Origin of the sequence: Rhodococcus pseudokoreensis (assembly GCF_017068395.1) — a bacterium.
GTDB classification, from domain to species: Bacteria; Actinomycetota; Actinomycetes; order Mycobacteriales; family Mycobacteriaceae; genus Rhodococcus_F; species Rhodococcus_F pseudokoreensis.
In genome coordinates, this window is sequence record NZ_CP070619.1 from 3,402,933 (window position 1) to 3,416,496 (window position 13,564).

Here is a 13,564-nt window from a genome sequence, read left to right on the forward strand (position 1 = left end):
TCGATTTAGAACGTGTTCTAGTTGTATCACCATCCCGGACCCCGCGGAAGGCCGAGCGCGACCCGGCTCAGCCGCGCGGCAGCCCGAGAATCCGCTCGGCCGCCACGGTCAGCAGGATCTGCGTCGTTCCGCCCGCGATGGACAGGCAGCGGGTGTTCAGGAACTCGCGCGCGAGCGGACCCTCCACCCAGCCGTCCGTGCCGCCGAGTTCCATCGCGAATTCCGCGACCGCCTGTCGCTGACGGACGCCCACCAGCTTGCGGACGCTCGATTCCGGTCCGGGGTCCTGGCCGTCCAGCTGCCGGAGGGTGGTGCGCAGTTCCAGTTGCGAGCCGACGAGCGCGTTGCCGATAAGCCGGCCGAGCGTGTCGTCGGTGACCGGGTCTCCGTCGCCCGCGAGTGCCAGCAGTTCCTCCATCGCCGCACCGAGCGAGGAGCCCCCGCCCATCGCGACCCGCTCGTTCGCCAGCGTGGTGCGGGCCAGCTTCCAGCCGTCGCCGAGATTCCCGACCACCAGGTCGTCCGGCACGAACACGTCCGCGAGGTACACCTCGTTGAACAGGGCGTCGCCGGTGATCTCGCGCAGCGGCGAGATGGTGATGCCGGGGCTCGTCATGTCGACGAGGAAGTAGCTGATGCCCTTGTGTTTGGGCGCCTCCCGATCGGTGCGCGCCAGGCAGATCGCCCAGTCCGCCTCCTGCGCCCTCGACGTCCACACCTTCTGGCCGTTCAGCCGCCACCCGCCGTCGACCTTCTCCGCCGACGTCCGCAGGGCCGCGAGGTCGGAGCCGGCGCCGGGTTCGCTGAACAGCTGGCACCAGATGATCTCGCCGCGCAGCGTCGGGGTGGCGAAACGCTCGATCTGCTCGGCGCTGCCGTGCTCGAGGATGGTCGGCACGGCCCACCAGCCGATCACGAGGTCGGGTCTGCCGATCCCGGCGGCCGCCAGTTCCTCCTCGATCAGGATCTGCTCCGCGGCGCGCGCACCTCGCCCGTAGGGCGCGGGCCAGTGCGGGGCCAGGTACCCCGACTCGGCGAGGGCCGCGCGTCGCTCCGATTCCGGCCGGGCCACCAACTGTGCGATGTCGGCGTGGATCCGTGCCCGCTCGTCGCCGAGGCCCGTCAGGTCGATCGACAGGTGCCTGCGGGCGCCTGCCCGGGTCAGTTCCGTGACCCGCGACCGCCAGCGGGCGGAGCCGCCGAGCTGCTGCCGCAGCGACGTCGCCCGGCGCAGGTAGAAGTGGGCGTCGTGCTCCCACGTGAAGCCGATGCCGCCGAGCACCTGGATGCAGTCCTTGGCGGTCTCGACGGCGGCGTCGAGCGTGATCGTCGCCGCCACCGCGGCCGCGACCGGCAGCTCGCCGCCGTCCGCGTTCCACGCCTCCTCCGCCGCGACGGCCGCGTCCCACGCCGCGGCCCCGGACTGTTCGACGCGGCACAGCATCTCCGCGCACAGGTGCTTGATCGCCTGGAACGATCCGATCGGTTTGCCGAACTGCTCGCGAATCTTGGCGTATTCCACCGCCGTTCGCAGACACCAGGCCGCGATGCCGGACGCCTCCGCGGCGGCCAGGGTCGCGGCGAGGTCGGAGACCAGCCCGTCCCGCACCCCCGTGACCACGCGGTCGGCCGCCACCGCCACCCCGTCGCACCGCACCCGCGCGAGCGGCCGGCTCTTGTCGATCGTGTCGGCGACCGTGATGTCGAGACCCTCGGATTCACCGTCGACCAGGCACCACACGACCTGCTCGCCCGTGTCGGCAGGCAGCAGCACGGTCACTCCCGCGTCGCCGCCGATCGCGAAGCCGGCGTCGCCGGTGACCGTCAACCGGCCGTCGGCGCCGAGGGTTGCGTTCACCGGGGAGTTGCCGAGAGCCACCGCGCACGGCATCGCGCCGTCCGCGAGGTCCTCGGACCATCGTTTCGCGGCGGCGCCGGAGCTGCGCCCGACGACGAGAGCGGCCAGTGCGGTGGGGAGAACAGGACCCGGGACGAGTTCGGTCGCGGCCTGTTCGAGCATCGCGGCGAGATCGACGATCTCCGCCCCCGACCCACCGACCTCTTCGGGCACGGCGACCGAGAAAATTCCGAGCGAAGAGAAGGACGGCCATGACGTGTGCCACGAATCTGCTGGTCCTTGCCGTACTGTGACCAGCGGGTCCGTCGACCGCGCCCAAGCCTGGATCGCACCCGCTGCAGCCTTCTGTTCCTCGGTGGTGGCGATAGTCACAACGGGTATCCGCCTCTCCTGAATGACACATTCGTCTAGAACGTGTTCTAATATGACACCTGGCCATGAGTCAAGGCGCGAAGGAAAACAGGTAATGACGACCAGCTCTCGATCACGGTCCACGACGGTCGCTGCGGCGACGCTGGGCGAGGACGATCTCAGTTCCAACGCGCAGAAGGAACGGCGCAAGCGGATCCTCGACGCGACCCTGGCCCTGGCGTCCAAGGGCGGATACGAAGCCGTGCAGATGCGGGCCGTCGCCGAACGCGCCGACGTCGCCGTGGGAACGCTGTACCGGTACTTCCCGTCCAAGGTGCACCTGCTGGTGTCGGCGCTCGCCCGCGAGTTCGAGCGGATCGACTCCCGCGGAAAGAACCCGCCGGGCCGGAACCCGCTCGAGCGGATGCAGCTGATCCTCAGCCAGATCACCCGGGCCATGCAGCGCGACCCGCTGCTGACCGAGGCCATGACGCGCGCGTTCATGTTCGCCGACGCGTCCGCCGCCGCCGAGGTCGATCAGGTGGGCAAGCTGATGGACCGGCTGTTCGCCCGCGCGATGACGGACACCGAACCCACCGAGGACCAGCTGGCCGTCGCCCGCGTCATCTCCGACGTGTGGCTGTCGAACCTGGTGGCCTGGCTCACACGCCGCTCGTCCGCGACCGATGTCGCGAATCGGCTCGAACTCACCGTCGAACTGCTGCTCGGTGACGGGAGCCGCAGACCCGAATAGGACCCGATCGGGGCACAGCCCCGGCCGAGAACGCGCTCACAGCCGTCACATCCCCTAGATTTGAACGTGTGAGCGCCCATGATCTGCCCATCGAACTTCGTCGTGCCCTCTCCCGGGTCGCGCGGACCCCTCGCCTGCTCGTCGCGTCCGATTACGACGGCACGATGGCTCCCATCGTCTCCGATCCCGAAAAGGCGTTTCCCCACGCCGAATCGGTGCGCGCTCTCCGCGCCCTGGCCAGCCTCGCCGGAACCACGGCGGCCGTGATCTCGGGCCGGGCGCTCAAAGACCTCGCCGCGCTGTCGCGGCTGCCCGCCGAGGTTCAACTCGTCGGCAGCCACGGCTCGGAATTCGACATCGGGTTCATCCACGCGATCGACGCCGACGCCAAGAAACTTCTCGGCGAGATCACCGAGGAACTCAGGCGGATCTCCGCCCTGCACGCCGGCACGTCGGTGGAGGCGAAGCCGGCGAGCGTCGCCCTGCACGTCCGCAACGCCGACGCCGAGGACGGCGCCCAGGCGCTGGCCGCGGTGCGCGCCGACGCCGGACAGCGGGTGGGCGTGCAGGTCACCGAGGGCAAGTCCGTCATCGAACTGGCCGTCGTCGCCACCGACAAGGGCCACGCCCTCGACCTGATCCGCCACCAGGACGGCGCGACCGCGGCGGTGTTCGTCGGCGACGACGTCACCGACGAGAAGGCGTTCGCGCGTCTCCAGGGCCCCGACCTCGGCGTGAAGGTCGGTCCCGGCGAGAGCCTCGCCGAATTCCGGGTGTCGAGCACCGAGGACGTCGCCGCCGCCCTCGCGTTCCTGCTCGAGGAGCGCCGCACCTGGCTGTCCGGGGCCCACGCGCCGCCGATCGAGCGCCTCACCATGCTCGCCAGCCCGCGGACCGTCGCCCTGGTCACCCCCGACGCGACCCTCACGTGGCTGTGTCATCCCGAACCCGACTCCGCGTCCGTCTTCGCACACCTGCTCGGTGGACCGGAGGCCGGCCACTTCAGCGTCGGCCCGCACCGCAGCGCCCTGCCGCTGAGCCAGCGGTACATCGACAGCACGATGACCGTGCAGACCCGATGGGCCAGCCTCTCCGTCACCGACTACCTGCCGCACGACGTCCGTCTGGGCCGCACCGACCTCACCCGGGTGATCAGCGGGCAGGCCGCCGCCGTCGTGACGTTCGCACCGCGGCCCGAGTTCGGTCAGGGCCAGGTCATCCTCGAGGCGGTCTCCGAGGGGCTGCGGGTGCACGGCACCAACGAGCCGATCGTGCTGCGCTCCCCCGGCGTGCAATGGAACGTCACCTCCGACGGCAACCAGCAGACCGCGCACGCCGTCGTCGATCCGTCCGGCGGCGACGTCGTCCTGGAGTTGCGTTGCGGCACCGAGGAACTCGGTCCGTCCGAGACCCCAGAGGCGGAACGCCGCGCGCTGGCCGAATCGTACTGGTCGGACTGGGCGAAGAGCCTCACCCTGCCCACGCTGAAACCCGATCTGATGAAACGTTCCGCGCTCACTCTCCGCGGTCTGGTGCACGTGGACTCCGGCGCGATCATGGCGGCCGCCACCACGTCGCTGCCCGAGGAGATCGGCGGCGTCCGCAACTGGGACTACCGGTACTGCTGGCTGCGCGACGCGGCGCTCACCGCGTCCGCGCTCGTCAGCCTCGGTTCGCTCAGCGAGGCCGAGGGCTATCTGGACTGGGTGCACGACGTCCTCGAGACGCTGCCCGGCCCCGAACGCCTGCACCCCCTCTACACGCTGCACGGTGGCGGTCTGCCGCCCGAGGCCGTCATCGACTCGCTGCCCGGCTACGCCGGCTCGCGTCCCGTCCGCATCGGCAACGCGGCCAACCAGCAGGTGCAACTCGACGTGTTCGGACCCATCGTCGAACTCATCCACGACCTGTCCCACGCCCGCGAGAAGCAGGGCGTCGAGGTGGCGCTCAACGACCGCGACTGGGAACTGGTCTGCGCCATGGTCGAAGCCGTCGAACGACGCTGGTTCGAACCCGACCACGGCATCTGGGAGATCCGCGACAACCCGCGGCACCACGTGTACTCCAAGGTGATGGGCTGGGTCACCGTCGACCGTGCGGTGACGCTCGCCGAGCACTTCGGCCGCGACGTCGAACCCGGCTGGACACCGCTGCGCGACAAGATCGCGGAGGAGGTGCGCGAGAAGGGCTGGAAGGACGAGGTCCGCTCGTACACCGCCGCCTACGACGGCACCGACCTCGACGCCGCCACCCTGTTCATCGGACTGTCCGGGCTGATCGACCCGTCGGACGAGAAGTTCGCGGCCACCGTCACGGCCACCGAGGCGGAATTGCGCAGCGGCTCCACCGTGTACCGGTACCACCACGACGACGGCCTGCCCGGCACCGAGGGCGGGTTCCACCTATGCGCCGCCTGGCTGGTGGAGGCGTACCTGCTGATCGGTCAGCGGTCGCAGGCGGAGGCGCTGTTCGCGCAACTGGTCGACGCGGCCGGACCGACCGGCCTGCTCAGCGAGGAGTACGACCCCGTCGCCGAGCGGTCGCTGGGCAACCACCCCCAGGCGTACAGCCACCTGGGCCTGCTGCGCTGCGCCCAGCTCCTGGCCTGAGCCGGAGGCCGGGTCAGCGTCTGGCGGGCCCGGCCGTCGAACCGCGCAGCAGTTCGGTCTCGAGCATCTCGACGGTCGCGACCCCGGAGTGCGACGGGGACATGAGCAGCGCGCCTGCCCTGCGCCCCTTCTCCTCCTGGGGTTGCCGCACCGTGGTCAGGCCCTCGCGCAGCGCGTCGTCGACGCCGTCGAATCCGGTGACCGACAGCTGGCCGGGCACGTCTATGCCCTGCCAGCGCGCCCAGTCCAGCGCACCGAGCGCGAGGACGTCGGTGGTGCACACGAGCGCGGTGATCCGGGGATTGACGCCGAGCGCCTGCGCGGCACCGGCGTGCCCCGACTTCCCGGTGTGCTCGAACCGCTCGATGACGGTGAGGGTGGCGGGGTCCAGGCCTGCGTCGGACATGGCGTCGCGCACGCCCTCGATGCGTTCGCGCTGGACGTGGAAGTTCGGCGACCGCAGACGCTCCGCGTCGGCGACCCCGTCCGAGCGGTCGCGTCCCAGCCTCATGCTCAGCACGCCGATGTCGCGGTGGCCGAGGCCGATCAGGTAGTCGGCGAGACCGCGCATCGCGCCGCGGTCGTCGATGCCCACGAGCGACGCACCGGGGATCTCCCGCGGCTGATCGCACACGACCATCGGCAGGTGCCGCTCGTATACCGCCGCGAGGTACGGGTCGTCGTCGGCCACCGAGTAGACGACGAACCCGTCGACGCCCGCCTGCTGCACGACAGCCGCGGCGTCCGCCTCCTCCCGGCCCGGGCCCGCCGGGATCAGGAGCAGCCCCTGCCCGGCGGCCTCGCACGACTCGGCCAGCCCGGACAGGAAGCTCATGGCGGCGGGGTCGCGGAAGGAGTAGCTGAGGGCCTCGGTGAGCAGCAGTCCCACGGCCCCGGCCTTGCGGGTGCGCAGCGACCGGGCCACCGGGTCGGGACCCGGGTAGCCGCGGCGCTTCGCCGCCTGCAGCACCCGGTCGCGGAGTTCGGCGGAGAGTTGATCCGGCCGGTTGTAGGCGTTGGACACCGTCGTTCGCGAAATATTGAGCTCGGCCGCGAGCGACGCCAGCGTGGCTTGGCGACGTGGCTGTCGAGACCTGGGCATAGGGGGACGTTAGTACCTGGCGCGGGTTCGGGCTCGTCGGGGCTGCACCGAAAGTGCACTACCAGGACCGATCCGCTAAAGTGCAACGGTAACGGTTTCCAATAGCGTTTAGCGATTCGTTCTGTCAGGAGTTCTCTATGCGCGCTTCCTCAGGTTTTCGGGCTGCCACGGCGGCCGTCGGGCTGTCGTTCGCCGCGGCCCTCACCCTCACCGCGTGCGGCTCCGACACGACCGGCGACGGCACCCTGACCGTCGTCGCGTCGACGAACGTCTGGGGCAGCGTCGCCCAGGCCGTCGCCGGCGACAAGGTCGACGTCACCTCGATCATCACCGAGCCGTCGTCCGACCCGCACTCCTTCGAGGCGAGCCCCACCGACGCCGCCAAGCTCACCGACGCGTCCCTGATCGTCTACAACGGCGGCGGATACGACCACTTCGTCGACGACATCATCGGCACCGGCAACAGCGACCAGCTCACGGTCAACGCGTTCGACCTGCTCGAGGGCGGCGCGCACGCGGGCGAGCACTCGGACGGCGGCGACTCGGACGGCGGTGACTCGCATGAGGGTCACGACCACGGCGACGTCAACGAACACGTCTGGTTCGACGTCGACACCGTCGACGCCACCGCGCAGTCCATCGCCGACAAACTCGGCCAACTCGATCCCGGCAACGCCGACGCCTACAAGGCCAACGCCGCCGCCTTCCACGGTCAGCTCGAGCAGATCTCCGCGATCACCGACGGCATCGCCGCAGCGCACAAGGACGCGCCCGTCGCGCAGACCGAACCGATCGCCTACTACCTGCTCCAGTCCGCAGGTCTGAAGGACGTCACCCCGCCCGATTTCACGAGCGCCATCGAGAACGGCAACGACCCAGCGCCCGCCGCCATCGCCGCGACCCGGCAACTGCTCACCGGCAAGCAGGTGCAGGCCCTCGTCTACAACGTGCAGACGCAGGACCGGGTCACCCAGGACGTGCGCGCCACGGCCGAGTCTGCGGACATCCCCGTCGTCGAGGTGACCGAAACCCTGCCCGAAGGCCTGGACTACATTCAGTGGCAGACCAACACCGCCGAGTCGCTTGCCGCGGCTCTGCAATAGAACTGATCGGCTTGTGACAGAACCCACTTCGAAGAACGCCGGCAACGGTCGCGTCCCCGCACTGGAATTGACGGGGGCGCGACTGTCCTTCGGCGAACGCACACTCTGGCAGGGCCTCGACCTCACCGTGGAACCCGGCGAATTCGTCGCCGTCCTCGGACCCAACGGGTCGGGCAAGACGTCGCTGCTCAAGGTGCTGCTCGGTCAACTCGCCCTCAGCTCCGGCACCGCGCGCATCGCCGGAACCCCCGCGCGGAAGGGCAATTCGCACGTCGGGTACATCCCCCAGCAGAAGTCGCTCGACGACGGGTTGCCGCTCCGCGGCCGCGACCTCGTCGGGCTCGGCGTCGACGGCCACCAGTGGGGAACCGGTCTCCTCCGCCGCGGCCGGCGCCGGGCCATCGTCGACGCGGCGATCGCCGAGGTCGGCGCCCAGCACTACGCGGACGCGCCCATCGGTTCCATGTCCGGTGGTGAGCAGCAGCGGCTGCGGATCGCGCAGGCCCTCGTCGGCAACCCGCAGATGCTGCTGTGCGACGAACCACTGCTCAGCCTCGACCTGGCCAACCAGAATCTCGTGTCCGGACTCATCGACCGGCGACGCCGCACCCACGACACCGCCGTCCTGTTCGTCACCCACGAGATCAACCCGATCCTCCCCCTCGTCGACCGCGTGCTCTACCTCGTCGACGGCCAGTTCCGCATCGGCAAGCCCGAAGAGGTCATGACGTCGGAGGTGCTGTCCGAGCTGTACCGCACCGACGTCGAGGTGCTGCACGTACGCGGCCGCCTCGTCGTGATCGGCACCGGCGACGCCATCGACGCACTCGGCAGCGCGGGCGGCCTCCGCCCCGGCGAGGGTGTGCACCACACCGACGAGGGACACGCATGAGCAACAAGTTCACCGACGCCATGTCACGCATGTTCGACGTCTCCGCCACCGTCGACCTCCTGCAATACGACTTCGTGCAGCAGGCCCTGATCGCCGGCGCCATCCTCGGCCTCCTCGCAGGAGCCATCGGGCCACTGATCGTGAGCAGGCAGATGTCGTTCGCCGTGCACGGCACGAGCGAGCTGTCCCTGACCGGCGCATCCGCAGCCCTGCTCATCGGCGTCAGCGTCGGGGCGGGCGCCATCGCCGGTTCCGTGGTCGCGGCCGTCCTCTTCGGGCTACTCGGCGCGAAGGCCCGCGACCGCGACTCCGTGATCGGCGTGATCATGGCGTTCGGACTCGGTCTGTCCGTGCTGTTCATCTGGTCGTACCAAGGGCGCACCGGCACCAGTTTCTCGCTGCTGATCGGCCAGATCGTCGCACCCGGCAACAGCGGCCTGCAGTTGCTGCTGCTCTGCGCCGTACTCGTCATCGGAGTCCTCGGCCTGATCTACCGTCCCCTCCTCTTCGCGAGCACCGACCCCGACGTCGCCGAAGCCCGCGGCGTCCCCGTGCGCGCCCTGTCGATCGTGTTCGCCGTCCTCGTCGGCATCACCGCCGCCCTCGGCGTCCAGATCGTCGGCGCACTGCTCGTCATGGCACTGCTCATCACCCCCGCCGCAGCCGCCGCCTACGTCACCGCCAGCCCCCTCAAGGCGACCATCCTGTCGATCGTGTTCGCCGAACTCGCCGCCGTCGGCGGCATCCTGCTGTCCCTCGCACCCGGCGTGCCCGTGTCCAGCTTCGTCACCACGATCTCGTTCGTCATCTACCTCGCCTGCCGACTCAGCGGGTCCTCACGACGAAAGAACGCCGGACGCATCGCCCACACCCACGCACACACGCACTGAGCCGGATCGATGCAAGCCGCCTACAGGTGGTCGGGGAAATACGGCGCCAGCGTCGTCGTCGCCACCTTCGTCGCCTGTTGACGTCCTCTCGGCCGTGAACGACCGAGATTCCCCTCGGGACTCACGTCCCGAGGTTCCTGTTTCACAGACAGTCGCCTCCCCACACTTCATGTGCGAGGCGGTCTCACACCGTCTCCGCAGGCTGCCACCGCCAGTCCGACGGCCAAAATATTCCTCGCCGCGTTCACATCCCGGTCGTGGACGGCGCCGCACCGGCACGCCCACTCCCGCACATCCAGCGGCATCGCCGACGCGATCACCCCGCACACCGAGCAGGTCTTCGACGACGGAAAGAACCGGTCGACCGCCACCACCCGCCGCCCGTACCAGACGGCCTTGTACTCGAGCATCGACCGGAACTCCGACCAACCCGCATCCGAGATCGCCCGCGACAACGACCGATTCTTCACCATGTTCCGCACACTCAGATCCTCGATGGCGATCACTTGATTTTCGCGCACCAAACGAGTGGAGAGTTTATGCAGATAATCGCGACGCCGATCGGCGATCCGGCCATGAATCTTCGCGACCTTCAGTCGGGCCTTGGCCCGGTTCCGCGATCCTTTCTGCTTCTTGGCCAGCACCCGTTGCGCCTTCGCCAGCCGCTCACGGTCCCTGCGCTCGTGGCGTGGGTTGGTGATCTTCTCCCCCGTCGAGAGCGTGTAGAGGCTGGTGATCCCGGCATCGAGCCCGACCACCCGATCGACCGGCTCGAGTTCGGGAATGGTGTCCTCGACGAGGATCGAAACATGGTACTGACCGCGAGCATTGCGCGACACCGTCACCTGCGACGGCACAGCCCCCTCCGGCAGCGGCCTCGACCACCGAATATCCAGGGGTTCGGACTGCTTGGCCAACCGGATCTGCCCGCCCCGGTAGGTGAAGCAGTTCGAGAAGTAGGTCGCCGAATCCTTCGACTGCCCCTTCTTCTTGAACTGCGGGTAGCAGGACTGCCCGCGCCAGAACCTCTCGAACGCGCCCTGCAATTGCCGCAGCGACTCCTGCAACGGCCCCTTCGACGGCTCCGCCAACCACGTGGTCTCGGCATCGCGCTTCCATCCGGTGAGCATCGTCGAGGTGTCCGCGTAGGTGATTCGCCGCTGTTCCTGCGACCAGGCCCGCGTCCGCTCCGCCAACGCCCGGTTGTAGACATACCGGGTGCACCCGAACGTTCGCGCGAGCTGTTCCGCCTGCACCGCAGTCGGATAGAAACGGTATTTGAATGCCCGCTTCACCACCCTCCCCGCCATAACCCAGACACTAGCCACACAGTCCGACATCTAGCCTCGGAAGGAGTTGCCAACGGACACGTCAGACTCCTTGTAGGCGGTCAGTTCGCTCCAGTTGGGCGGACACGGTTTCTCCGGATCAGTGGACACGAGAATTCCGGGTCGGCGGCCACGAAACAGCTGATTGACACGCAGGCGTAAATACCGGGCGGGGTTCCTTCGCCGAGTTGGCTTGGTTTGCCGCGCAAACCAACCGACCGAAGGAACCCCATGACCACGTGTGCCAGGGAAGTGATGGAGATCTGGGAAGCCTTCGACCTGACCCAGTGTGCGCATTCGGCGGCGCAGCTGGCCGGGTCGGCGTCGGCGTCGGCGTAGAGGTTCGCGACTCGCTCGTCGATCTGCTTGATCTGACGGGTCAGGAACAGTGCCTGTTCGGCTTCGCGGGCGATGTCCTCAGCGAGCTCGGCGAAGTCCATATCGTCGGACCCGTCGCTGGTGCCCCATAGGGCGAGGGCCTCTCGGGCCGCGGTGATGAGCCCGGCGGCGTGATCGTCGCGCCGCGGGACCGGGCGATCAGGAACCTGGTCAGCCGCGCTCGGCCTAACCGGATTACGGCATGCGGATCGCCATAGCGGGCCAGGAATTCGAGCGCCGCGATGCTGTAGTTGGACCCGAGTACCGCATACCACGCTGGCCCGAGCAACTCGGCCAACGCATCGAGCCGGGCATAGACCGCAACCCGGGCTTGACCATCGTGGAACGCTGCTTGACCAGTCGTCATGTTGTGCACCTCTGCCGACCAGGCCCACAGGGTCGATCCCCAGTTCGCGGCGAAGTACCAGCGGTTGATGGTCGGCGACCGGCATCACGAGTCTGCGATCTGTCATCTGGCCACCGATCTGGTCACCCGGATCGCCGCCTGCATACGCACCGGCCGGCCGTACGCCTTGCGGGACGTCGACGGCACCCACATCACCGAGGCCGAGGCCGGGCCATCGTCAAGGCGCGCTACAAGATCGACCCGCGGCGGCGCGACAGCGTCCGATACAAGCGGATGGGTGAGCGCCGCAAGCAGGCGGCGGGCCAGGAGTCCCAAGAGTCGCGATGCGCTCCAACAGCCCGGCCCGCCAAGACCAAGCCTCCGAGCCGCCACGTGGCTTGACCTCCGATATGTACTCAAAACCAGATCGGCTATCCCAGACCTGAAGGACCGGGTTTGCGCCGAAAGACTCACGGATCACACGCCGCCTCGACAGTGGTGAAATCCTCCAGTTCGCTGTACCCGATCATGAACTCGAGAATCCCCGGCTCGATCGCAACCGACACCGTGCACGTACTACCCCCACGAAAATCCGACACCAACGCACGTCAACTATCGATCTCCATCTCACTCAGGACGGCGAAGCGATCGTCGCTCACTACGCTGTCGGGAGATTCACCGATTGCCGAAATTACGACGCCTGAGTAGGAATTCTGCGACTGCAATCCGCATCCGAAATTCTGGGGATTGTCGCAGTCGGCATGCGGTCCGATAGCCAGGCCTCCAGACGGACAGCAGCGAGGGCTTCCGAGGAAGACCCGTCGCACGGGTGGAACGCAATCTCCAAGAGTGTCGCCTAGTCCGCCCGACCCTCGACCGGCTCCGTACTGCCGCGCGCGAGCCCGACGCCCGTCACAATCACGAACAGCTATGAGAAGCGCCGGACACGAGGAATCACAGGTGGTCGGGAAAGTGCGGTGAAAGAGTAGTTGCAACCTCTAAGGCCCTACCGCACGCCGCATCGACAGTCCTGAAGTCCTCCAACTCGCTGTAACCGATCATGATCTCGAAAACCCCCGGATCGACGTCCACTGACACCGTGCACGCACTACCGCCATGGAAGTCCGAGACGAGCGTTCGCCGTCCGCCGATTTCGGTCTCGTTCAAGACTCGAAATCGCCCGCTCGACTCGATGTCCTCGAAGCTCTCGGCACGCGCTGAGACCACGACACCGTAATAGAGGTCGCGATCCAAATATCGACACGAATTCGAGGTCGGGTTCTTATCGTTCTCACGCACTGGAGCTTGGGCGTCGATTCGAGCCTGGGCAACGGCATCCGCCGGAATTCCATCGCATGGTTGGTACGTGATGACTGGCGTGTCTTCGTGCACAGCGTCGCCTTCGGTATCAGTCGTACAGGCAGCCGCTATGGCACCCAGCGAGGCCATAGCGCAGACGCTCGCCACAACTCGGTACCGACTCTTTCTCACGCCATTCCCCCCGTCGCGCCGAGGGCAGCCGCGTTCGCGGAATCCTGCTCCATATATCGTCGCAAGACCGCTTCGAACATTGACTTCATGTCCAATGCATACGTTTGGTGAGCCCTGAATAGGCCCACAGCAGTGTTTGCGAAATCAGTTCCCTCGCCACCAATAGCCTTCTCGTCGAACTTGCGAGCGATATCCGCTGCCGACGCAATGTCCGCCTCACCGATTCCCAAGGCCACCGCGCGTAGTTCTGTGCGGGCCCGGCTCGCAAGGTCTCCCCACCCCTTCGCGTGGTCATCACAAAGCTTGATGCACTGCTCTATCCCGGCCGGGTCGAGTTCGAGCCGGCCGCCCCCGACGACGTTTTCGGTGAAAGCCTTCCAACCGGCCTCCGGTGCATCTGGCCCCGCCATGTTCGTGTCCCCTCCCTGTGTCCCCACCTGTGCAATCGCCGGCGCGTGGCAA

10 protein-coding genes and 1 pseudogene are annotated in these 13,564 nt (G+C 67.9%); 5 read left to right on the forward strand and 6 right to left on the reverse strand.

The features are described from left to right. Window positions 1–67: 67 nt before the first annotated feature. Window positions 68–2,230, reverse strand: coding sequence for an acyl-CoA dehydrogenase family protein (locus JWS13_RS20650; protein WP_206007283.1), 2,163 nt, complete (start codon window positions 2,228–2,230; stop codon window positions 68–70). Window positions 2,231–2,324: 94 nt separating this feature from the next. On the opposite strand from JWS13_RS20650, the gene kstR reads away from it, so the two are divergent. Both kstR and otsB read left to right on the forward strand, forming a co-directional pair. Then, on the forward strand, window positions 2,325–2,963 hold the full coding sequence (gene kstR / locus JWS13_RS20655) for a cholesterol catabolism transcriptional regulator KstR (RefSeq protein WP_005566090.1): 639 nt from the start codon (window positions 2,325–2,327) through the stop codon (window positions 2,961–2,963). Between the two features lie 68 nt (window positions 2,964–3,031). Next, on the forward strand, window positions 3,032–5,572 hold the full coding sequence (gene otsB / locus JWS13_RS20660) for a trehalose-phosphatase (protein WP_206007284.1): 2,541 nt from the start codon (window positions 3,032–3,034) through the stop codon (window positions 5,570–5,572). A 13-nt stretch (window positions 5,573–5,585) separates the two neighbouring features. On the opposite strand, the gene JWS13_RS20665 is transcribed toward otsB, so the two are convergent. After that, window positions 5,586–6,674, reverse strand: a complete 1,089-nt coding sequence (locus JWS13_RS20665; RefSeq protein ID WP_206007285.1) for a LacI family DNA-binding transcriptional regulator — start codon at window positions 6,672–6,674, stop codon at window positions 5,586–5,588. A 137-nt stretch (window positions 6,675–6,811) separates the two neighbouring features. On the opposite strand from JWS13_RS20665, the gene JWS13_RS20670 reads away from it, so the two are divergent. Genes JWS13_RS20670 through JWS13_RS20680 form a run of 3 tightly spaced genes read left to right on the forward strand, consistent with a single transcriptional unit; the run spans window position 6,812 to window position 9,559 of the window. Continuing rightward, window positions 6,812–7,777, forward strand: a complete 966-nt coding sequence (locus JWS13_RS20670; RefSeq protein ID WP_206007286.1) for a metal ABC transporter solute-binding protein, Zn/Mn family — start codon at window positions 6,812–6,814, stop codon at window positions 7,775–7,777. Window positions 7,778–7,790: 13 nt separating this feature from the next. Next, complete coding sequence (locus JWS13_RS20675) at window positions 7,791–8,669, forward strand: metal ABC transporter ATP-binding protein (protein ID WP_206007287.1); 879 nt, start codon at window positions 7,791–7,793, stop codon at window positions 8,667–8,669. Then, window positions 8,666–9,559, forward strand: a complete 894-nt coding sequence (locus tag JWS13_RS20680; protein ID WP_206007288.1) for a metal ABC transporter permease — start codon at window positions 8,666–8,668, stop codon at window positions 9,557–9,559. Before JWS13_RS20675 ends, JWS13_RS20680 begins: the two co-directional genes overlap by 4 nt. Before the next feature lie 167 nt (window positions 9,560–9,726). Here JWS13_RS20680 and JWS13_RS20685 read toward each other — a convergent pair whose 3' ends face one another. The 4 genes and pseudogenes from JWS13_RS20685 to JWS13_RS20705 form a co-directional block, all read right to left on the reverse strand. Further along, window positions 9,727–10,869 carry an RNA-guided endonuclease InsQ/TnpB family protein gene (locus JWS13_RS20685; RefSeq protein ID WP_206007289.1) on the reverse strand — a complete coding sequence of 381 codons (1,143 nt, stop codon included), beginning with the start codon at window positions 10,867–10,869 and terminating at the stop codon, window positions 9,727–9,729. Window positions 10,870–11,186: 317 nt separating this feature from the next. Beyond that, window positions 11,187–11,628, reverse strand: a pseudogene (locus tag JWS13_RS46615) (IS110 family RNA-guided transposase); the annotation flags it as partial. A 937-nt stretch (window positions 11,629–12,565) separates the two neighbouring features. Further along, a complete protein-coding gene (locus tag JWS13_RS20700) occupies window positions 12,566–13,060 on the reverse strand; it encodes a DUF3558 domain-containing protein (protein WP_206007290.1) in 495 nt (164 codons plus the stop codon). Window positions 13,061–13,098: 38 nt separating this feature from the next. Beyond that, window positions 13,099–13,512, reverse strand: coding sequence for a hypothetical protein (locus JWS13_RS20705; RefSeq protein WP_206007291.1), 414 nt, complete (start codon window positions 13,510–13,512; stop codon window positions 13,099–13,101). Window positions 13,513–13,564: the final 52 nt, after the last annotated feature.